Genomic DNA, 22,409 nt, shown 5'->3' on the forward strand with positions numbered 1-22,409 from the left:
CTGTAGCCGTACGTCATGTCGTCGGCCATGGCGACCGCGCTCGCGGCCAGCGCGGGGTTCGTTGCCACCATCAGTGTCGCAATCACCAGGCTTCGTCGGGAGTTCATCGTGTCCTCTCCTCGTGTCTCGATTTCTACGCTCGAAGCCGAGGAAGGTTTTTCCGGTGATTCCTCGGGGACATTGCTGACCGGCGGGCGCCGCGAACAAGGTGCCCGCGGTGAGACCCGTGCTGCGCTAGGGTCAAGGCCTCCTGAGGCACTTCGGAGGTGAGATGGGCAAGGGTCGTCTCGAGGCGTTCAGCGATGGGGTGCTCGCCATCATCATCACCATCATGGTGCTGGAGCTGAAGGTGCCGCACGGCGACACGCTCGAGGCGCTGCGACCCCTGCTGCCCGTACTGCTCAGCTACGTGCTCAGCTTCATCTACGTGGGCATCTACTGGAACAACCACCACCACCTGCTGCACGCGACCCACCGCATCAACGGGCGCGTGCTCTGGGCGAACCTTCACCTGCTCTTCTGGATCTCGCTCTTTCCCTTCACGACGGCGTGGATGGGAGAGAACCACTTCGCGGTCTGGCCGGTGGCCACCTATGGCGTCGTGCTGCTGCTGGCCTCGCTCGCCTGGCCCCTGCTGCATCGCGAAATCCTGAAGGCGAACGCGAACGACACGGCGCTCGTCACGGCGCTGGGCCGCGGTCGCAAGACCCGGCTGTCCAGTGCGCTGTACGCCACGGCAGTGGCGCTCGCGTTCGTACGTCCGTGGCTCGCCTGTGTGCTCTACGCCACCGGCGCCCTGCTCTGGCTCGTGCCGGACCGCCGCATCGAGGCGCAGCTGCAGTGAGGCGCGCCCCGCTTCATTCGAAGCTGGTGGTTCTGGAGTAGCCCGGCATGCGGACATTCCTCCACCGACCGGCTCCGCCAGTTGTCCCTGCGGGAGGCACGGCTGCTGGACCCGTCGCTGGCGGTGGGGGCCCAGGTGGAAACCCCCACGGAGGGGGAGGCGCTCGCCTCCGTCCTCGAGGAGATGCGTCCCCGGGCGCTGCGGGCCCGCCTGCACAGCCCCGAGCTGGATGCCCAGGGCTTCGAAGCCCTGCGCAAGCTTGTCCCGGAGGTGCCCACGCCCGAGGCGCTCGAGGGCCTGGGGCTGGGGCCGCTGCATGCGCTCTACCCGGAGGGCTACGGCGTCCTCTGGGTGGACGTGCCCGGCGAGAAGGCGGAGCGGCTGTGGCACATGTTGGATGCCCGGGCGTCCCGCACCGGCTACCGCCCCGTGCTCCTCGGCGGCGATGAGAGTGAGCTGCTGGCGATGCCGCTCGCGTGGCAGCAGTACCGTGACGAGCTGCCGAGGGAGGTCTCCCCGAACGACATCGGGCTGCCCATGCACGAGGACCCGATGGATGACCCTCCGACGGTGCTGGCGCACGCCGAGCGCCTGGACGTGGAGGCCCTGCTCGCGAAGGCCCGCGCCGCCGCGTCGGACGGTGGCGACGAGGAGGAGGCGCGCGCGGCCCGCACGTCGCTGGAGGCCGTGCTCGAGCCGCTGTCCGGCGAGCCCCATGAGCGCGTGCGCGTGGCGCTCGTGCCCACCGATGCCGCGTGGAAGACGCTGGCCTATCTACCGGTCCTCATGCAGGCGGGAGAGTCCACACCTTCCCTGGTGAAGGTGGCAGCCATGTCGCGCCGCTGGGAGGAGCGCTACGGCGCCCGCGTCGCCTCCGTCCGCCCGGCCACCGTCGAGTGGGTGGTGGACCGGGCCCCGAAGGACCGGGCCGCCGCGCTGGCCCTCGCGCACGAGCACCTGGCGCTGCAACCCTCGGAGAAGGGCACGGCCGAGCAGGAGGCCGACGCGCTGATGCAGTCCACCACGTGGTACCTCTGGTGGGACTGAAGGCCGCCGTCTACCGGCCGGCGAACGAGCGCCGCTTCCGGGCCGCGGAGATGGCCAACCCCAGCAGCGACGGGTTCCAGCCCCGGCGACGCGGCTGGAGCCCGAGCGGGCCGGGAAGCCTCCGCTACGACATCGCCAGCCTTCAGCAACTCACCAGACTTGCCCCGGGGACAGTCGCCTGTCCGAGCTACCTGTTCCCAACTGGCCGGCATAGTTGTAGCCCCAACCCCACACGGTGCCGTCTGCCTTCAACGCCAGCTGGTGTTCTTTGCCCGCAGCCAAGGCGGCCACCCTGCTGAGGCCAGGTACCTGCGAGGGCCACAGCTTACCGTCGGGCGTCGTATAACCGCCCAGCCGGCCGTCGCGGTTGTTGCCCCAGGCCCAGACGGTGCCGTCCGCATTCAGCGCCAGCGATTGGGCGAAGCCCGCCGCCACGGCCACCACGCCGGTGGGGCCGGGCACCTGCGTGGGTGTCAGATGCCGGTAGGGCGGCGCATCGACCAGGCCGTCGGCGCCCCAGGCCCAGGCGGTACCGTCCGACTTCGCCACCAGCGAGAAGTGGGAGCCTGCGGCCAGGGCCACCACCCCGGTGAGGCCGGGCACCTGCGTGGGTGCCAGACGCAGAGTGGTCGTCCCATCGCCCAGCTCGCCGTAGGAGTTGCTGCCCCAGGCCCAGACGGTGCCGTCCGCCTTCAACGCCAGCGTGTGCTCTTCGCTTGTGGACAGGGCTACCACATCGGTGAGGCCGGGCACCTGCGTGGGTGTCAGACTCTGGGTGGGCGTCACATTTTCCAGCCCGCAGGAGCCCCAGGCCCACACAGTGCCGTCCGACTTCAACGCCAGCGTGCAGTTGTAGCCCGCAGCCAGGGCCACCACACCGATGAGGCCAGGCACCTGCGTGGGAATCAGACGCCGGGTGGTCGTCCCATCACCCAGCTGACCTTGGACATTGTCGCCCCAGGCCCACACAGTGCCGTCCGACTTCAACGCCAGCGAGTGGGTGTAGCCCGCGGCCAGGGCCACCATACCGGTGAGGCCAGGCACCTGCGTCGGCGTCGAACGCTGGGTGGCCGTCCCATCGCCCAGCTGCCCATATGTGTTGTCACCCCAGGCCCAGACCGTGGCATCGACCTTGAGTGCCAGCGAGTGGCCTTCGCCCGCAGCCGTTTCCTGGCAGTCCGTGAACTGGGAGGGACTTGGAGTGACGTAGATGGATGGGGCGAAGCCCCAAGCCCAGACGGTGCCGTCCGCCTTCAACGCCAGCGAGTGGCCTTCGCCCGCAGCCAGGGCCACCACACCGGTGAGGCCAGGCACCTGCGTGGGCGTCAGGCGCCTGGTTCTTGTCCCATCGCCCACCTCGCCGCTGGAGTTGTCGCCCCAGGCCCAGACGGTGCCGTCGGCCTTCAGGGCCAGCGAGTGGCCGTAGCCCGCAGCCAGGGCTACCACACCGGTGAGGCCGGGCACCTGCGTGGGTGTCAGACGCTGGGTGGTCGTCCCATCGCCCAGCTGCCCATATGTGTTGTCACCCCAGGCCCACACAGCGCCGTCCGACTTCAATGCCAGCGAGTGGGTGTAGCTCGCGACCAGGGCCACCACACCGGTGAGGCCAGGCACCTGCGTGGGCGTCAGGCGCCTGGTTTTTGTCCCATCGCCCAGCTGCCCATATGTGTTGTCGCCCCAGGCCCACACAGTGCCGTCCGACTTCAATGCCAGTGAGTGGCGGCCCGCAGCCAGGGCTGTCACGCCTGTGAGGCCGGGCACCTGGGCAGCCGTCGGGCGCTCTGTGGTGGTTCCATCGCCCAACTGGCCGTTGGTGTTTGCGCCCCAGGCCTGGACGGTGCCGTCGGCTGTCAACGCCAGCGAGTAGCTGTCGCCCGCAGCCAAAGCGGTCACGCCCGTGAGGCCGGGCACCTGCGCCGGCCCCAATTCGTGTCCCGTCTGGGAGCCCCATGACCAGACCGTGCCGTCCGCCTTCAGCGCCAGCGAGTGGGAATCTCCCGCAGCCAGGGCCACCACGTCGGTGAGGCCGGAAACCCGCGTCAGCGCCGTTCGCTCTGCATTCGTCCCATCACCCAGCTGGCCGGACCTGTTTTCTCCCCAGCCCCAGACCGTGCCGTCCGCCTTCAGCACCAGGCTGAAGTGATAGCCACCGGACAGGCGAGGACCGGACAAAGTCGGACCGGCGTCCCCGCCACCCGGCGTACCCGAGTCAGCGGTGCTACCGGCGTCCACCTGCCCAGCATCGAGGGTGCCTGAATCTCCGGTACCCGCATCCTCGCCCCCCGTCCCTTGCGTGCCACATCGCACCGGGTTCCGCAGGCAGAAGTCGCTCTGCTCCTTCTCGAAGTCGATACAGCCGGCAAGGACAGCCACCAGCGCCGCCGCCAGCACCATGGAATGGGTGTGCACCTTCATGGCCACCTCCCCTGCACGAAGGCGGACGTCCCATCCGTGCTCACGTCAATTCCCAGCGGCGGCGACTTCGAGGGCTGTCCCAGCAGGTACATCCCCGCGGAGATTCCCAGTCCCACCACGCCGGCACTCGCCAGGCTGAGTCCCACCCACTGGTAGGTCCGCCCGCGCGAGGCGCTGCGCTTCGCGTCTTCCAGCGTGGCGAGGCTCGCTTCATTGCCGCGCAGCTTGGACTGCTCGCTACGGGCCAACAGGTAGGACACCCCACCGCTCACGAGCAGCCCCCCGCCAATCGTGGCCGGCAGCCACGCGCGCGAGTGGCTCCCACGATGACCGCTCTCCTGCATGACGGGAGCAGCCGGTTGCGCCTGGGTAGCGGGAGGCGGCACGAGAGCCATCCGGCGCTGGGCCTCCGCCTCCAACTCGAGCTTCACCTGCTGACGCACGGCCTCGAATCGCTGCGTCACCTTGGGAGAGACGAGCACGGGCAGCTTCGCCTCGGGTTGAAGGAGGAGGGCCGCCTTGAAGGCCGCGAAGGCGTCGTCTGGCTTACCGAGGTCCGCCAGGATGACCCCTTCGTAGAGGGAGAGGAGCGCATCGTCCTCTGCACCATTCGAGAAGCGCCTTGCTTCGGAGAGTTGCTCCAGCGCGCGTTCATATTCGAGGTCGTCGTAGAGGCGGCGCGCGGAGAGCAGATGGTCCTGCACCCTCCCCTGCTCCTGGGCCTTCAGGGGCAGGGTGTTGAAGCCCAGCAGCAGCAGCGCGGCGACGATGCGGCTCCGCTGAACAGCGACGAGCCGCGATGATCGGCCCTCACGATGAATGGCCTGGATGTCCATGGAAGCCCTCGCGTGCTCGAGAAAGCGCCACCACACTACTAAAGCAATGCCCCTCATACGAGAGTGGAGGGTGCATGGGAGCACTCCGGACATGACGCTGTCACGGTGACGCGGGCACGACCGTCCACGCGCGCTCGACGGTCGCCGAGCCCCAGGTGAGGTGAACGGTAGACTTTCCCGGCGCGATGCCCTCCAGACACAGGCCATCGGAGAAGGACTTCCGGCTGAACACCAACGAGTCACCGCTGAGCGCCACGCGCGGTCGGGTGGGAGGCTGCCCGAGAATCACCACGCCGCCCACTCCCAGCGGAGTGAGCGCCGTCACGCACTTCGCCGTGCCCCCGGGCAGGGTCTGCGCCTCCAGGCGCCGGATGTCCGTGATTGCCGAGGCATCTCGCACCTGGATGGTCAGGGTGTCCGCCCCGAGGGGAGACGACACGGTCAGCGTGTGTGGCACCGCCCCGGAGGCCAGGGCATCGGGAGCGCTCACGCTGGAAAGGGCCTCGGGGGTATCGGTCGCGACGCGCAGCGGGGCAATGCCATGGAGCACGGTGCCATTCGCGCGCGTGTAGCTCGCGGCCACCGTCGCCTTCGAGCGGACGAACAGCTCCACTGAGGGACCTCGCTGCGCCGGACTCCCGGCCTCGGCGCGAAGGGTATAGGCGATGCGGTCCACCTTCCGGGCTTCGATGTCGAGCTCGCCCGTGTCGTCGAGGTTGTCAGCGTGGAACTCCAAGCCATGCGTGCCCTCGGCCAGGGGCTTCACGGTCATCACCATCCTGGAGCCCACGCAGGTCCCGCCCTGGAGGGCCAGCCCCGCGCTCGGCCCGGGCGGAAAGACAGTCCAATCCCACGCGGGGTCCTGCTGGAAGGTGAGCTTCTGCGGCGGCCCCAGGGAGATGGGCACCGGCGACAAGCCCAGCTCCAGCGAGAGCAGGAGCTTCGTCGTGAGCCCAACCCCCACGACCTGGTCCTCGCCCAGTACACCTCCGTCGGGGACGGGGTCGCGATGCTCGATGCGCCAGTCGGAGTCGATGTAGCAGTCCCCATCCAGGAGCCAGGGGTACTCGCACCTTCCGTCGGAGACGCTGCCAGGACACTCGCCGCCGCGAGGAATCTCCGCCACGAGCTCCGTGCCCCCATCCGGAATCACCGACCCGACAACGGGTGGCGTGCCTTCCTCCAAGCCGCCCGCGGAGAACGAGCGCGTCAGGCCGCGCCCATCTCCGAGCCGCGCGTCCACGTCGCATGTCTCCCGGCCCACCAGCTCGAACCGGAAGGCACGGCCCGTGAGGCCGAGGGGCAGCGGGCCGGCAATCTCCACGCCCGACAGGACCGGCGCACACTGATTCCCCGCCACGGTCACCGTCGCCTTCGCACCGGGGGCATGAACACAGACGGAGTGCCCTCCCGCCGTGGTCCCCAGGACGATGGCCCGCGGCTGCTTTCCGCGTGCGGGCTCCTCGGTCAACGTCAGCTCCAACATCTCCGGGGCGTAGACGAGGAACTCCAGGGTGCCACCGCCCACGAGCGCCCAGGAGTACGTTCCGGGCTCGGCGGGTGCGAGGGCCTCGCCCTTCCCGTCCACCTGCTGCTTCAGCACGAAGCCCGGCGCATCGACCAGCGAGAGGTCGCCCACCGTCAGCGACGTGTCTCCAGCGCTCGCCTGGAGGTCGAAGCCGAAGCGGCTGCCCGCGGGGACCGGATGCACGGCTCGGTAGCCGAACTCGTCACAGAGGACCGAGACGCGCGTCTGCGTGACGGTCATCGCCTGGAACCAGGCCTCCACGGTGTGGGAGGTGCCGCGCGGGTCGAGGTATTCGACGGTGAGCTTCCCCCTTCCCTCGGCCTTCGCCCTCATGCGGATGAGCGCGGCACCGGCCTCGACCCGTTGCTCCCCCAGCTCGATGCGGTCACCCGACATGGAGACGCTGACCAGCGTCTCGACGTCCTCGTCCGGGCAGACCCTCAGCGGAGGGGCGCCCACGAGGCACTCGCCAACGGACACGAGCACCTCCGCGCCCACGGGAAAGGTGAGGACCGGGACGTCGTCGTCCTCCTCGCTCCCCGGGCCCGCGCGGCCACAGCCCACGGACGAGAACACCAGGGCCAGCAGGAGGACACAGACGGAACGGAGCATGCGCCCACTCTATGCGCGCCCGGACCGGAAAGCCGAGCTCGCCTGCCTTCGGCACGCGTGAGGAGCGGGAGTGTTTCGTTTACCTCTCACGACTCCCGTGCGACGAAGCCCTCCATGCCCAACTGGAAGCACCTGCAGAAGCTCAATGGCGGCGAGGACATCTGGTACTCGGATCCCCAGCTCTCACTGAAGAACGAGGTATGGCTCTATTCGGCGGGAGGCGAGCTCCGGGTCTGGAGCGATGGAACCCTCCACAAGCCGGAGCCCAGGGCGCTGAAGCTCACCACGCCCGTGAAGGCGCGGTTCACGCTCTTCAAGCCGCTGTCGCTCCTCTTCGTCGACGTGGAAGTACGAGGGACCCAGGCGGTGGTCCGCCGCGGCACCATGAACGGCGCCTATCTCCTCTCGCTCGTGGAGTCGACAGATGTCGAAGCGCTGGTGGCGCGCTACCGGACGCTCGGCTTCCGCGACGGCAACCCCTGGAACGCGACGAAGAAGCGCGTGACGCTCCGTGAGTACGTGAAGGGGACATCGACCGGTTGGGCCATCTCCGTCGATGGGGACCGGACCATCGAGGGGTATCGCAACGAGACAGTCACCGCCAACCACGAGGAAGCCATCGAGCAGGCGGAGAAGCTCATTCGCGCCAAGGAGAAGGAGGGCTTCGTCCTGCGCACGGTCGATCTCCGGGATGCGAAGTATCCCAATCCCGAACCGAAGGCTCCGAAGGGCGCCCCGAAGAAGTCCCCCGTGCCCAAGGGCCCCTCCTTCGCGAAGCCCCAAGACGCCTACGCGGCCGTCGACACGGCCATCGCGATGCTGAAGGACCTCCACGAGCGCTTCCCCCGGGCGCACTTCGTCGCGGAGCAGTTGGACTTGAAGAAGGAGCCCGAGCGCATGGACTCCCTCGACCAGCAACTGTCCATCTTCAAGCGCGAATACAAGCACCGCATCGGGAGCTGGAACGGGGCGAAGGCGCTCAAGCCCAGGAAGAGCGAGTCGAGCTGGGACTACTTCCTGCGCGTGTACGGCTCCATCACCTGGATCGTGGACAACACCGTCGACAACGGCCTGCCCACATTCCCCTGCGGCAACGTCACGGGCGGCGGCTGGAGCTGCCTGGAGATCGCCGACGACATCTACGAAATCGACGGGCTCGTCGAGGCCACCGGGAACGAGGACCTGAAGAACCTCTTCGTGTTCCACGGTGGGTGGCACGTCGACCGGTCCTTCGCCTTTGACCACCGCACGAAGTCCCCGACGGGGGAGCACGCCGTCGTTCCGTTCGACGAGAGCCTGCAGGCGCTCCCCAAGAAGACGACTCCCGCGCGCATCCAGCCCTTCGGCTTGTGGCTCCACAAGCACGTGTCACGACTCACGAGCATCGCGGAGGAGAACCTGCGCGAAGGACTCTGAGCCAGCCTTCCGGGAGTGCTCTCAGTGCGGTCCAGGACGGGGCAGCTCCACCGTGAAGGTGGAGCCCACATTCTCCGTACTTTCTGCCCGCACCGTGCCGCCGAGCGCGGAGACGACTTCGCGCACGATGTAGAGGCCCAGCCCCAGGCCGCCGTAGTGTTTCACCGAGACGGCTCGCTCGAAGCGCTCGAAGACATACGGCAAGCGGTCCGGGGCGATGCCGATACCGGAGTCCTTCACCACCAGCCGCGCGGTGCCCTCCCGGGCCTCCACGACGATTTCAATCGGCTTGCCGGCGCCAAACTTGAGGGCGTTGGAGAGCAGGTGCGCCACGACCTGCTCCAGCCGCTTGCGGTCCCACCGGCCCACCACCGGAGCCTCGGCCTCGAGTGACAGCGGGCAGCCCGCCCGCGCCAGCTGCTCGCTGAAGCGCCCCGCCACCTTCCGGGCCACCGCCGCCAGGTCCACCTCCTCCGGCTGGAGGCGGAGGTTTCCCGCCTGGATGGCCGAGTCGTCGAGCAGCTCGTCGATGAGCCCCGTCAGCCTCTGCATGTGCCGCTCGGCGCTTCGGGAAGTGCGAGCCACGGCCTCGGGCGAAGCGGCGCCGGCGGCTCTGCCCAGCCCCTGCACCGACAGCTTCAGCGCGGTCATGGGTGTGTAGAGCTCATGCGTGGCAATGGTGAGGAAGTCGTCGCGCTGCCGGACGGCCTCCTGTGACTCCCGATAGAGACGGGCGTTGTCGAGGGCCAGGGCGGCCCGGCGGGCGAGCTCCTGGGCCAGCGTCACGTCCGCCTGGCCATAGCGGCGGCCCGGCTTCGCGGAAGCGAAGGTCATCGCCCCGAGCGTCCGCCCATGGGCGATGAGGGGCACCGCAATCGCCGTATGCGTGCCGAGCGCGCGGATGAGCTCCGCGTGCTTTGCGTCATGGACGGTGGTCTCCAGTAGCGTGTCCGGGAGCTCCGGCAGGAGAAGTGGCTCTCCCGTCCGCAACACCCGTCCTGCCGGCTGCGGCGAGTCCCAGCCGGGGGGATAGCGCGCGGCGAGCTCGCGCAGGACTTCCTCCTTCGCCGCATCCGCGTGGAAGCCCGCCACCCGCTTGAAATTGCCATTCGCCGCCACGTCGATGACGCACCAGTCGGCGAGGAAGGGGACAGCCAGGCGCGCCACCTTGGCCAGAGTCGCTTCGAAGCCCAGCGACTCGGCCAGGATGGCGCTCGCTTCGGCGAGGAAGCGCACCGTCGCCTCGGCGCGCTTCCTCTCCTCGAAGAGAAGACTGTTCTCCAGGGAGACGGCGATGTGCGACGAGAGCAGCTCGAAGACACGCACCCGCTCTGGCGTGAAGGCGTCGGTGGCCAGATTGTTCTCGAGGTAGATGACGCCCACGCGCCGCGCCTGCCGGTGGATGGGCACGGCCAGGACGGACTTGAGGGCCCGCTCGGCCACGTCGGAGTCCGAGACGAATGCCCCCTCCTGAGCAGCGTTGCCCAGGACGACGGCCCTGCCCGTGCGCCAGACGGCTTCGACGACGGAAACAGGAAGCCGTGGCTGCGCCCTCAGCGGTACCTGGACCTGGGAAACCTCCCCGGTGGCGGACACCACCGCCCGCACCACGGGCGCGCCCTCTTCCTCGAGGACGAGGAGGCCGCGCTCCGCGCCAGCCGACTCGAGGCAGATCCGCATGAGCTTCTCGAGGAGGCGCCCGAGCACCACCTCGCCGGAGAGCGTCTCGGCGGCCTTCAGCAGGGTGAGCACATCGAGGCCCACCTCCCTGCTTCCCGGTGTGACCGGGGTCCTCCAGCGCGGCACGCCTGGAACCACGAGCTGGGCGTGCTCCTCCTCGAGCAGGTGGACCTTGGCCGTCGCCCCCCACCGGGCGTAGGCGTCGATGGCTTCCGCGAGGTAGCGGCCGGCGACGTACGGCTGTGCCCGGGCCAGGTAGAAGCGGCCACACAGCTCGTTGGCGAGGGCCTGGTCCTGAAGGAAGCCCTCCCGGTGCGCGCCCTCCATGGCCTGGTGGTAGAGGCCTTCGGCCTCCAGATGTTTCCCTTCCAGCCGTGCCCGCTCCGCCGCGACGAGGTGGTGCTTGTGGCGAAAGTTCTCCGGGCAATTCCCGGCCCAGGTTTGGAGCCTCTGCTCCAGCGGCGCCATCCGGGCCAACGCGGCGGCCTCCTCGTCCGGGGAAGCTCCGCCCGCCAGCGCCGCCAGCGTCAGGGCGGAATAGAAGCAGTGCTCGAATTCATGCACCCAGCTCCGTACGAGCTCAATCCACTTCGCCGCGGCCTCTGACATCTGGAGGGCATGGGAAGGGTCGCCGAGGAGATACGAAGCCTGAAGGCGCAAGGTCGCATAGATGCAGCGGACCGTCGGATTCAGCCCGACCGAGGCAAGAAATTGCGCTTCGTCGAACTCGGCATCGTCGAAGCAGCGAGGCCTCGAGGTCCAACCCTTGAGGCAGCGAATCGCCTGGCGGGAGCCGAGCAGGTGTTCGCTCACCAGGCGGATGCCGGTTCTGCGGCTGTACGCCATGCCCTCCTCCACCACTGGGAGGATGCGGTCCAGCTCCGTCCCTTGCGCCATGAGCGTCCAGGTCAAGAACAGGTGGCAGTATGACGTGAACTGAAACTCTCCCGACTCGAGCCCCTTCGCCATCGCCGTACGCAGGAGTGGCACGCTGGAGCGGAGCGGTGCCCGCCAGGAGTTCATGGAGACGGCGAACACGAAGAGCGTCCGGGTCTCCAGCGCGCGGTCCCCGAACCTCCGGCTCAGCTCGACACCCATTCGGCCAAAGGCATGGGCCTTCGCATACTCGCCTTGAACCCTGGCGAGGATCTGGCCGTATTCGGCATACATCTGCGCGGAGATGACCGAGTGCCCCTGCTCCAGCGAGCAGCGGACCGCCCAGAGCACGAGGAGGGTGTAGAGCTTCGGGTCGGAGAGAATCGCGGCGGAAATCATGTCCGCGAGGAGCTGCTGCAAGGCCGCGGGTTCCGCGTCGTGCACCCGCGGGGCGTCGAGCAGATCATCCGGCGTGCGCCCCCCGAGGCGCTCCTCGACGGCCGTGAACGCCGCTCGGATGGCCGCATCGAAGTCCCGCTCGGGGAGCTCCATGCCGAAGAGACGCAGGCCCTCATTCCCCCATTGGAGCGCCCGCGAGAAGTCCGCTCGCAGGCTGTAGGCAACCACGCGGACGACATGGAGAGCCACCTTCTCGAGGCGTGACTGCGCATGCAGGAGAGCGGCCTCGACGAGCGCCTCTGCGTCCTCGGGGGTCGCGACGCGAAAGGCCAGCTCCGCCGCGTCCCGGTGCAGGCGGAACGAGAGCTCGTGCTGGGAGTGCCAGGCCTCCGCGGGGAGAAGGCAGAGCGCGTGCCGCAAGTATGCGAGCGCGGCCTCGAAAGCCGAGGAGGCCTTGGCCTTGCGCGCGGCCCTCTCGTTGAGCTCGGCCAGGTGCAACCGCTCCGTGTCCTCGCGCAGGAGGCTGGCGCCCCGGTTCAGCTGGTCGACGGCCTCGAAGAGACGCTCGCAGCCCTCGGCGCGGCCCTCCAGCAGGCTTCGCCCTATCTCGAGGTGCAGGGCCTTCCTTCTGTCGTCGGAGAGAAGAGAGTAGGCCGCCTGCTGGACGCGGTCGTGCGCGAAGCGGTACGAGGCCGAAGGGCCCGCGGCTGCATGGGCTGGCTGCTCCCGGCGGGCCGCCAGGCCCACCGGAGCGAGCAGTCCTTCGCGGATGGCCAGCCAGAGCGGCCGAGCGGCATCTTCGGGGCGTTGCGCCCGCACCCTGGCCAGCAGCCCGACGTCGAACTGACTTCCAAGGCAGGCGGCCACCGTCAGGGCCTCCTGGGTTTCGTCCGGGAGGCGCCGGATGGAGGCCACCAGGAGGTCCACCACATTCTCGGGGACCGGGGCCTCTGCAATCCGGGGAAGGTCCCAGGTCCACACGCCGGCGCCAATGTCGAAGACCAGGAGTCCTGCTGCCTGGAGGAACCTGAGGAAGCTTTGGAGAAAGAAGGGGTTTCCGGCGGTCTTCTCGACGAGAAGGGCGCCGAGGGGGCGGGCGCGCTCCGGTGAGGCGTGGAGGACATCGCAGAGCAGCGCCGTCACCGCGCCGGCCTGGAGCGGACCGACTTCCAGCGCATGGACCGTGATGCCTGCTTCCCGGATGGCCTGGATGGCCTGCACTGCCGGATGCGCCAGGCCCACCTCCTCACTGCGCCAGGCCACGAGGACGAGAAGATGGCGGATGTCGGAATCCAACGCGAGCACGCGCAGCAGCTTGAGCGAGCCCGAATCCACCCACTGCATGTCATCGAGGAAGAGCAGGAGTGGGTGTTCGGGTGTGGCCAGCGCCCGCATGAAGGACAAGAAGACGAGGCGGGTGCGGCTTTCGGCTTCAGTGGGGCCGAGCGGCGGGAGGGGCGGCTGCTCACCGAGGAACTGCTCGAGCTCGGGGACGAGCTCGGTGAGGACACGGCCATTCGGGGAGACGGCCTCCTGGATTCGCTGCCGCCACGCCGTGGCGACCGGCTCCGGCTCGCCCAGGAGCTCGCGCGCGAGCCCCCGGAACGCCTCGGCGAACGGGGCCAGGGGAACGTCCCCCCGCAGCTGGTCATACTTCCCGGAGAGGAAGCGTCCCCTGGCTTCGGCCAGGGAGCGTATCTCCTGCACGAGCGCCGACTTGCCGATGCCGGCCATCCCCTCGACAACGAGGAGCTCCTTGGCGCCCGCCACGCAGCGCGCGTATGCGTCTGTCAGCTCGGCGAGCTCTCGCTCCCGGCCGTACAGCCTGGCCCCGAGAGTGAGCTCGCGTCTGTCGAGGCGGGCGAGCTCGAATGGCACCACCCTGCCCGAAGCCCGCCACTGCCGCTGCACCTCCACGAGGTCTGCATGGAGCGCCTCGGCCGTCTGGTAGCGCCACTCGGGCATCTTGGCCAGCAGCTTGAGGACCATGTCGGAGAGCACCCCGGGGACCCGGGAGTTCGCCTCAGCGGGCGCAGCTGGAATCCGGGCCAGGTGGGCATGGACGACCTCCAGCGGGTCCTCCGAAGCGAAGGGCGGGGTCCCCACCAGCATCTCGTAGAAGGTGGCGCCCAGGGAGTAGAGGTCCGCGCGGTGGTCCACCAGGCGCTTCATCCGCCCTGTCTGCTCCGGCGCCAGGTAGGGGAGCGTTGCCTCGAGCTCTCCTGACACGCCCGCCCCCTGCGAGAGGCCGGTGAGCGTGGTGGCCAGCTCGAAGTCGACGAGGGTGAGGTGCGTCCCTTCTCCGAGGACGAAGTTCGCCGGGCAGAGGTCCCGGTGAATGACGTTGTGTCCATGGACGGCTGCGACGATGGCGGCCATCTGCACCGCCAGGTCGAGAAAGGTGTCCACCTCGAGGCGCCGTCCACGAAGCTTGTCCTGGAGACTGGAGGGCCCGGCGTCCTCCAGGACGAGCGCCGGCCTGCCATCGCTTGTCTCCAAGGCCAGCGGCTTGACGACTCCGGGCACGTCCAGCGCGGTGAGCAGTGCATATTCATGGCGCAGGAGTGCCTCGGCCCTTGGGGTGTCCTGCTCCGGCCGGACAGACTTCACGACGACAGGGTGCCCATCCCTGTCCGCCCGTACGACGACGTAGCCGGCGCCCAAGTGCAGTGGCCGGGCCACTTGAAGCGCTCCCTCTTCCATCACAAGGTAATCGTCGGCACGGGGCCACCCCTCCGCAAAGACGCCTGCAGCCGTGGCCCCGCGGGCCTCGCCGGTCGGATGCGGTAGAGGGGGGCAGACGTCTGTAGAGACCCGCTCGAACCGGGTGATGTGACGCGCTCCGGCCGTCGACATGCCATCATCCCGAGACTCATGTCCCTCCTGGATGCGCTGCGCGCCCGGCTTCATGACTCGGGCCTGAACCTGCTCGGCGTGGCGGACCTCGCCGGATATGACGCTCGGGTAGGAGCGGCCCGCCAGTCCCAGGCGTTGATGCCGGGAGCCCGCTCCATCGTCGTGGTGGGCAACGGGGGCGCGGCGCTGTGGCGGGCCTTCCTGGCGGACCTCGAGAGGGACACCCGCCGCCTCACGCACGAGCCCCACCCGCTGGAGGCCTTCGTGCATCGAGAGGTGCAGCGGGCGGACGCGGTTCTGGGGGACCTTGCGCGCCGGTGGTACTTCGCTGCGTCCGATGCGCCCTTCCAGGTGGACTTCCGGCTCCTCGGGTACCTCGCCGGGTTGGGGACCGACAGCCGGCTCCGGTTGCTGATGCATCCGGAGCACGGACCGTGGGTGGGCCTGCGAGCCGCCTGTTTCGTGGACGCGGTGCTGCCCGCCAGCACTCCGGGGGGGCCGGACCTCTGCTCCGGCTGCCCGGCGCCGTGCGTCTCCGCCTGTCCCGGCGGGGCCTTCCCCGGGGGCACCTGGGACGTGGACCGGTGCAGCACCTTCCACGCCGAATCCGTGCAGTGCGCCAACACGTGCCATGCCCGGTGGGCGTGCCCCCAGGGCGCCGCGTCGAGGTACCCGGTGGAGGCGCTCGCCTACCACGCCAACACCTTCCTCGGCCGGCGCGGGTTGAGGGAGCACCTCGGGGTGCCCGAGTCCGAGGACCGCTACCCGGGCACCCCTCCGCTGTGGGGGAGCTGGCGCTCCCGCATCGACGTCAAGGGGTGAGCACGACGTAGTCGAGCAGCGCCAGCGCGGCGTCGTCGGCCAGCAGTGGGTTGATGGACGGGCTCACCTCGCCCAGGTTGCGTGGCACGAACGTCCAGCCGTTCCACGGGTACACCTGACTGATGTGGGCGTAGTACGGGTCGCCGCGCACGCGGTCGTGGAGCAGCCGCTCGAAGTCCAGTCCGCGCTGCGCCTCCAGCCAGGAGGTGGAGCGCTGCGAGAGGTCGACCTCCGGCGCGGCCACCCAGTCGAGCACGAGGCCCGGCACCGTCCGCAGCTCCGCGCCGCTCCAGTCCACGTAGGTGCCGGTGTTCGGCTCATACGTCTCGGGAACCAGGCCCCACCAGCCTCCTCCGTGGACGCGCACGAGTCCGCCGCACAGGTCCTGCACGTGCACGACAGCCTCGTCGCGCCGGGCCACGGCCATCTTGTCGGCGAGCCAGCCGACGAGCAGCGTGGCGGCGAGGGTGTAGCGGGCGCTTCGGGTGGCCCGGCCCAGCTCCAGCAGGCCGGCGACGTTGTAGGTGGCGAACCAGGGCGACTGGAGGCTTCCCGTGCCCCACGGGCTGGCGATGCCTCCCAGCGCATGCAAGTCATCCTCGAAACGGTGGTCTCCCCAGGAGAACCATGCGGGCGTCGTCATGCGGGCCAGCAGCGCGTCCGCCGCGGCGACGGCCGCGTTCTGCTCGCCCGCCGCGAGCAGGAGCCGGAGCTCGGCACCGGTGGAGACCGGGTCCACCCCGGCGGCAGGCTGCTGCCGCAGCCAGGTGGCCGCGCGCAGGGCCCCCGCCCGGAAGTCGGCGGCCCCGGGCAGCGACGGCAGCGTGGACAGCTTCAGCAGCGTCACCCCGATGATGCCGGTGGTCATCCGGTTCGGGAACCCGTTGGCCGGCGCGACGCCGTAGGCCCAGCTTCCCTCCGGCTCACCCGTGGCGGTGCGCCGCTCCAACCGCAGCAGGAAGCGCCCGGCGCGCTCGACGGCGGGCAGGACGTGCGTGTCTCCCGTCAGTTGCGCATAGGTGGCGAGGACCTCCGCGAGCGCGGCGAAGTTGAAACCGGCGTGGCCGTTCCACCGCCAGGTGAGCACGTCATCGGCGGTGCCGAGCACGCCATCCACCCCGCCCGCCAGCGTGGCGGAGTTGGCGAAGGCCCCCGTCGCGTCCAGCGTGACGTCCTGCTGCGGGTCCGGGAAGTAGGACGACTGGAAGGTCTGCACCGCGCCCAGCCCCAGGGCCGTGCTGGGGAGCTGTTTGTCGAGAATCTGCTGCAGGAAGGCGTGCCGGAAGCGCTGGAGGAACGCAGTCCTGCCGGTCGCCTGGTAGGCCTTGAGCAGCGCCAGGGCCTTGTAGGCGGTGGGGTCCGCGAGCTGGAGGGAGATGTAGCCCTGACGGGTGAGCAGTCCCGCGTTGGAGGGGTCCTGCGGGTCGTCGTAGTTGAGGTAGTTGGACGACCAGTTGTCCCGGTGGATGTCGAAGCTCATCCCCTCCACCCGGGCACAACCGGGACCCGGGTAGAAGAAGGGCGACGGGTCATGCTCCTCGCAGGTGACGACGAACTGCTGGCCATACTCCACCGCCGTCAGCCCCAGCGCCCGCACCACGAAAGAGGGCCTGGCCGCGCCGGACACTTCGTCGGGCGCCTGCGCCGCGGCGGGTGCCGCCGTGAGCAACATCGCCACCGCCCAGCCCGCGCTCGAGCGCCACCGTGAGACGGCGCCCACCTCATGCCTCTTGGGTGAATGCAATGGTGTATCTCCTGTAAAGGCGAACACCGTAGCAGCCGGCTCCCACGGGAGGGGCCACGACGGCGCCGGGCGAGGGGGACGCGGGGTGGGATGGCGCGGTGCATCGACGCGGTAGCTTCCTTGCTGCCGGGAGCGCGTGGGGCTCTCGACGTCGACGGTAGCCCCGCGGTGCCTGCTCGAGTACGTAGGAATTCGCGTCCCGATGGAGGATGCGGCCACCACTGTTTCGGAGTGATGGGATTGTCTTCCCGAAACATTGTCATCACAATCCACAGCTCCCCCGCCTTACCAGCTGGAGGCTCCCATGTGGCGACTGCTGTGTGTTGTGGCGCTGTGCACTGTTGGACTCACGGCTTGCGGTAGAGATGACGCCGGAGCGAACGAAGCGAATGAAACGCTCGAGAGTCGCGAGCAGGGGCTCGCCTGCGAGGTCGAAACCGGCTACTGCCCTGGCGAGACGACCTGCCATTACCGCTCGGGGCGCTGTGTGAAGCGCTGCTTCAACGGCGCGTGTGACTATGCCGGCGACGTCTGCTGCACGCAGCCCGATGGCGAGCCATACTGCAACAGCCGCTGTTTCTAGCCGTCTGGCCCTCCGCGCTCAGGTGCGGCGGGACACCGCCCCCTTCGCCATGAAGGGGGTGGTGTCGGGCCGCGGACATGCCCTCGGGCGCAGGAGCGTGCGGGGCGCCGAAGAGAGCAGCGCGCCCACGCCCGGCTCCTCGAGCCAGCCATTCACCACGTAGGCGCGTGAGCTGTTCCACGGAGACGGGTCGCGGCATTCAGGTCCCGTAGGTCCCCAGGGGGGAAGTATGAACAGGCTGTTTGTGATGGCTGTCACGATAGGCGGAGCGCTGGTAGCAGGGTGCGGTGGCCTGGCGGAGGAGCAGCCCGCCCCCTCCCCTGCGCCAGCGTCAGAGGCGTCCGTTGTCTCCTCCAGTCAGGCGCGCATCTTCCCGGGGTTCGAGGAGACGCTCGCGTGCGTGCAGGCATACGTCGACGCGGGGACCTGCGACTGGGCGCACTGGAGCGAGATGTGGGAGGCGTGCGAGACCTATGACTACCCGGAGCTCGAAGACGGGTTCTTCATCGCGGAGGTGCAGGCAGGACGCTGCACGGCCGCCAACTGGCCCACGCTGCGTGCGCAGCTCGTTGCTTCGAGCCCTTCCGTCCTCGTGCGCGCCCATTGCAACGCCACCGCCGAGGTGATTCCCGGGACGGAGCTCGACGGCTGCGTCACCCTGGCTGGCACGGGCGCCTCCTACGTCAGCGTGGCGCCTGAGGAGACCGTGACGCTCTATGCCGGCGCGGGCTGCACCGGCGAGGCACTCACCGTCCAGGCCGACGCCAATCTGTGCCAGACCTCGTACGCCAGCGGCGCGGCCACGAACGACAACGTGAGGTCCTTCCGGATTGAGGAAGCCCAGCAGCGACCGTCGGCGGCACGCTACACCTGCGCCCCCGAGGAGACGACGTGCGTCGAGAGCTTCAACGGCGGACTGGCCTCGGTCAACTCGACACATACCGTCAAGATCGTCCGCGTCACCCAGGCGGGGCGCACCACCGCCTCGATAGCCGATATCAAGACCGACCTCCGGCAGCTGTATGACTTCTATGACATTGCGTCTCGCAACCAGGTGGGCCTGAGGCTCCTTGATGGGAGTCATCAGACCGTGAACGTGCCGGGCACCTTCAAGTGCGGGAAGGTGAGGCTCCGGGCCAGGAAGGCCAGCACCAACTCGGGCGCGTTCGTGACCGTGTTCATGCTGCCTCACGGGGTGTGCAACTTCTCGGACGCCGGCTCGCGCCACATCTTCCTCGAGGACACGCTGCAGCGGACCTACGCCCACGAGATCGGACACGTCCTCGGCCTCGCACATGGCGAGCGGGCCGAAGACGATGGCAGTGACCCGACCACGTACATGGGCAAGATGCCGTCGGACAACTACAACCTGCCGCAGCTGCACTGGCTGGGTTGGACGAACAAGGAAGAGCTCGTCCAGGTCAACTCGGCCATCGAAGACGGGAGCGCGTTCGACGTCACCATCCGGCCGGTGGACCGGAATGCCGACAACGGCAGTGGACTCCCGCTGGGCGCCGTCTGGGAAATCCCCACCACCGGAAATCGGGTGTTCATGGCCGTACCGAAGTCACGCACCACCGACTTGAACCAGGTTGACGGCGGCGGGGTGTACGTCTACCGCGCGCCCAGGTGCGAGGGCTGCACGGGCATGTCCATGTGGACAATTCGAGAAGCGCGGTTCGGCCCCAAGTCCAACTCGGGTCACATCGTCATGGACATCGTCATCTCGCCGGTGGCCTACAAGAGCCGCAAGATCACGGTGGAGGGGAAGGAGGTTGAGGTGTTCGACTCCGTCACGCTGCGCATCCGGCAGGCGGCTCCAGTGGTGCTCACTCCGGCCGCCGACACGGTGGCGAGTAGCAACCGGCCGACCTTCAGCGGGACCGCGCAGGCGGGCCTCAAGGTGAATCTCTTCGTGGATGGCGTCGGCATGGCCACTCCCACGGCCACCGCCGAGGGTACCTGGAGCTTCACTCCGGCCGCGGCGCTGGCGCCGGGGGCTCACACGGTGCACACCACGGCGACGGATGTGGAGGGCAAGATCAGCCCGAAGTCCAGCACCCACACCTTCACCATTCCCTGAGCGAAAAGGGCGCATCGGCCCGAGGTGCTGATGATGGATGCGGGACTCCTCTCCGACATCCTCACACAGCTACCAGAGGGTGCCGCTACTTGCCTTGCGTGCCTCCAGCACCAGTGGCTAGAGGCGTAAGCTGACTGTCAGCGCGGCCTGTCGTGCTGCGTTGGGTGCGAAGACGCGCGCAGGCGCGCCAGCGAAGGAGTGAGGAGCATGGAGTTCAACAGGAGCACACAGCTTCCTGGCCAGCCGGAGCGCAGTCCTTTCTTCCAGGTCCTCAGCAAGCGGGTGCTGCACCGTCATGCTGACAAGGGGTGGACAGGACTCGTGGAGCGGGTTGTAGCCCTTGCCGCGCAGGCCGAGGCCATGTGGAGGGAAGAAGACGAGGCGCTCTTCCTCGAAGAGCTGCGAGCGGCACTCACCGCTGGCGAGTTCTTACCGAACAGCCCCCTGCTGGTGAATGCAGCGGAGCCCCAGCGTCGGCTGTTCGCCTGCTTCGCGCTAGACGCGCGCCAGGATGTGGCCTGCTTCCTCGAGACGGCGAGCAAGGTGCACGATGGCATGGGCGGCGTCGGGTACACCCTCGACATGTACCGGGACAGCGCCTCCGTGGCGGACTTCATCCGCCAAGTGGATGAGTACACCGTGGCCCACCAAGAGGGGCGCCTGCGGCCTGCCTCCAACGCGGCCACCGTCGACATCGGCCACCCGGGGGCGGAAGCCATTCTTCAGCTTGCCGGGCAGATGAAGGTGACGAACCTCAATCTGGGGGTGTCCGACAGCTTCATGGCCGCCGTGGATCAGGGAACGCTCCAGGCGAGGGAACTGCTGCAGCGGCTGGTGCGCAGCATCCACGCCACAGGCCAGCCCGGGGTGGTGTTTACCGACCGCATACGCCGGGTGGCGAGGGACCCGGCGGCGCCCTTCGCGACCAACGTTTGTGGCGAGGCACCTCTGGCGGCAGATGAATCTAGCCTGCTCGGCTCCATCAACCTCGTCCAGCTCGTAGAGCGCAGCCCGAGTGGCGCATTCTGGCTGGATGAGGCGCGTCTCATCCGGTTGGCTCGCATGGGCGTGCGCTTCCTCGATGGGATGCATGACATCCACAACCACCCGTCTGAGCAGCTGCGCATCAACTCCCTGGCTACGCGCAAGCTTGGGGTGGGCGTCATGGGGTTTGCCCACATGCTGGCGTTGCTGGGCATGCGCTACGGTGAACCAGCCTCAATCCAACAAGCAGAACGCATTAGCAGCCTGCTGATGCAGGCCGCAGCGGCCGAATCGGAGCGGCTCGCGGCCATCCGTGGGGCCTATCCCGCGTGGGCGGAGGGCCGCGGTCTGCCCCAGCGCCGCAACGCATCCCTGGTGGCCATCGCCGGGACGGCTACGCTCGCCCTCCTCGTGGGAACGACGGGCGGCATCGAGCCGGTGTTCGGCCGCGTCAGCAGGTACACCGTGATGGGGGAACCCCTGGAACTGGTGGACCCGCTGGTGTCCTTTCTGGCCAGCCAGCAGGGACTCGGGGAGGAACAGGTGCGGCGGGCCATGCTTGGCGAGCCGTCGCTGCACGAGGTGGCCGCGGAGCTTGCTTGGCTCGTGCCCACGGCACACGAAGTGCCCGGGGAGGCGCACATCCGCATTCAGGCCGCCTTCCAGCGGCACATTGATGGCGGCATCACGAAGACAGTGAACTGCCGCCCGGACACCACCCTGACCGACGTCGAACACTGGCTTCGGCTGGCACACCAGGAGGGGTGCCTGGGGCTGACCATCTACCGGGACGGCTCTCGCCAGGGGCAACCCGTCTCCCGTGTATAGGAGGCAACCATGGCCAGCCCCCTCTTCGTCTCCTTCGATGGGCCTAAGGGTACTGGGAAGACGACACTCATCCGCAGCGTGAGCGAGCTTCTCCAGCCGTACGTCACCCTTCGCTGTCTTGTCGAGAAGGACCTCGACCCCTTCGCCACAGAGAGTAGACGACTGCTATCCGCGGCGGGGCCCCGCCCGACGCAGGAAGTAGAGGCCGAGGTGGTGGAGAAGTTCGCCCGGGGACGTGCCTGGATCACCGAGCATGTCCTCAGGCTCGCGACGGAGCACGTGGTACTGATGGACCGCTGGTTTCCCTCCGATGCGGCCTTCCGGCGCCATGTGCCGTTCGCGGAAAGCCTGGAGGCAAACCAGCGGGCGGGAGTGGCGATCCCTGATCTGGTCATCGCCACGACGTGTGATCCTCGCGAGTCATGGCTACGCGCCCATGCCCGGCATAGGGGCCTCGACAGCGTCGTCATCCACGATGAGGTCTCCCATGCGGAGGCCACCCGGCGCTTCGAGGCCGCAGCCCAGACGCACCGCTGGGCGCTTATACGCACCGAGGAGCCTGCCGAGGTCATTGCGGGGCACGTGTACCGGCTGATCGCCGAGCACCTGCCCCTTTGAGCCGATGGGGTCCACCTCACACGTAGCGTCGGCCATCCTGGTCGCCGACGAACCGAGCGACTGGCAGTTCCACTCCCTTGAGGGGAGGACCGGCAGCGTGACGGTCACGCGCTCAGATAAGGGGGCGGACCCGTGGCAGTGTGTTGATGCCGTCCTGACGGCACCCGACGCGATGCGCGCCATTTTGGAGCACCTGAAACTGCCCACGAGGCCTGCTCAACTGGATCCAGCGCAGGGG

General features: G+C 68.6%; 12 protein-coding genes. 7 read left to right on the plus strand and 5 right to left on the minus strand.

All coding sequences use genetic code 11. The features are described from left to right. The first annotated feature begins 271 nt into the window (after window positions 1-271). On the plus strand, window positions 272-844 hold the full coding sequence (locus G4D86_RS02290; protein WP_163988877.1) for a TMEM175 family protein: 573 nt from the start codon (window positions 272-274) through the stop codon (window positions 842-844). Between the two features lie 81 nt (window positions 845-925). After that, window positions 926-1,891: a DUF4253 domain-containing protein gene (locus G4D86_RS02295; RefSeq protein WP_163988879.1), complete on the plus strand. Its 966-nt coding sequence runs from the start codon at window positions 926-928 to the stop codon at window positions 1,889-1,891. Window positions 1,892-2,041: 150 nt separating this feature from the next. On the opposite strand, the gene G4D86_RS02300 is transcribed toward G4D86_RS02295, so the two are convergent. The 3 genes from G4D86_RS02300 to G4D86_RS02310 all read right to left on the minus strand — a co-directional run bounded on the left by G4D86_RS02300 (window position 2,042) and on the right by G4D86_RS02310 (window position 7,282). Continuing rightward, window positions 2,042-4,306, minus strand: a complete 2,265-nt coding sequence (locus G4D86_RS02300) for an RCC1-like domain-containing protein (RefSeq protein WP_240359993.1) — start codon at window positions 4,304-4,306, stop codon at window positions 2,042-2,044. Beyond that, window positions 4,303-5,142 carry a hypothetical protein gene (locus G4D86_RS02305; protein WP_163988881.1) on the minus strand — a complete coding sequence of 280 codons (840 nt, stop codon included), beginning with the start codon at window positions 5,140-5,142 and terminating at the stop codon, window positions 4,303-4,305. Before G4D86_RS02305 ends, G4D86_RS02300 begins: the two co-directional genes overlap by 4 nt. 100 nt (window positions 5,143-5,242) lie before the next feature. After that, a complete protein-coding gene (locus G4D86_RS02310; protein ID WP_163988883.1) occupies window positions 5,243-7,282 on the minus strand; it encodes a hypothetical protein in 2,040 nt (679 codons plus the stop codon). Window positions 7,283-7,396: 114 nt separating this feature from the next. Here G4D86_RS02310 and G4D86_RS52535 point away from each other — a divergent pair, with 114 nt between their 5' ends. Then, entirely contained in the window at window positions 7,397-8,698 is a 1,302-nt protein-coding gene (locus G4D86_RS52535; RefSeq protein ID WP_240359994.1) for a hypothetical protein, read from the plus strand. 21 nt (window positions 8,699-8,719) lie between these two features. On the opposite strand, the gene G4D86_RS02325 is transcribed toward G4D86_RS52535, so the two are convergent. Beyond that, on the minus strand, window positions 8,720-14,563 hold the full coding sequence (locus G4D86_RS02325) for an AAA family ATPase (protein WP_338050584.1): 5,844 nt from the start codon (window positions 14,561-14,563) through the stop codon (window positions 8,720-8,722). Here G4D86_RS02325 and G4D86_RS02330 point away from each other — a divergent pair. Next, window positions 14,528-15,331, plus strand: coding sequence for a hypothetical protein (locus tag G4D86_RS02330; RefSeq protein WP_163988887.1), 804 nt, complete (start codon window positions 14,528-14,530; stop codon window positions 15,329-15,331). The genes G4D86_RS02325 and G4D86_RS02330 overlap by 36 nt on opposite strands. Here the strand turns inward: G4D86_RS02330 and G4D86_RS02335 are convergent. After that, a complete protein-coding gene (locus tag G4D86_RS02335; RefSeq protein WP_163988889.1) occupies window positions 15,321-17,075 on the minus strand; it encodes a hypothetical protein in 1,755 nt (584 codons plus the stop codon). The two genes, G4D86_RS02330 and G4D86_RS02335, sit on opposite strands and share 11 nt — an antisense overlap. A gap of 983 nt (window positions 17,076-18,058) precedes the next feature. Here G4D86_RS02335 and G4D86_RS02340 point away from each other — a divergent pair. The 3 genes from G4D86_RS02340 (at window position 18,059) to G4D86_RS02350 (ending at window position 22,171) form a co-directional block, all read left to right on the plus strand. After that, window positions 18,059-19,741: an Ig-like domain-containing protein gene (locus G4D86_RS02340; RefSeq protein ID WP_205519431.1), complete on the plus strand. Its 1,683-nt coding sequence runs from the start codon at window positions 18,059-18,061 to the stop codon at window positions 19,739-19,741. A gap of 207 nt (window positions 19,742-19,948) precedes the next feature. Continuing rightward, window positions 19,949-21,553 carry a vitamin B12-dependent ribonucleotide reductase gene (locus G4D86_RS02345; RefSeq protein WP_163988891.1) on the plus strand — a complete coding sequence of 535 codons (1,605 nt, stop codon included), beginning with the start codon at window positions 19,949-19,951 and terminating at the stop codon, window positions 21,551-21,553. Between the two features lie 9 nt (window positions 21,554-21,562). Then, window positions 21,563-22,171, plus strand: coding sequence for a nucleoside/nucleotide kinase family protein (locus G4D86_RS02350; RefSeq protein ID WP_163988893.1), 609 nt, complete (start codon window positions 21,563-21,565; stop codon window positions 22,169-22,171). Window positions 22,172-22,409: the final 238 nt, after the last annotated feature.

This window comes from Pyxidicoccus caerfyrddinensis, assembly GCF_010894405.1.
In the GTDB taxonomy this organism is placed as follows: domain Bacteria; phylum Myxococcota; class Myxococcia; order Myxococcales; family Myxococcaceae; genus Myxococcus; species Myxococcus caerfyrddinensis.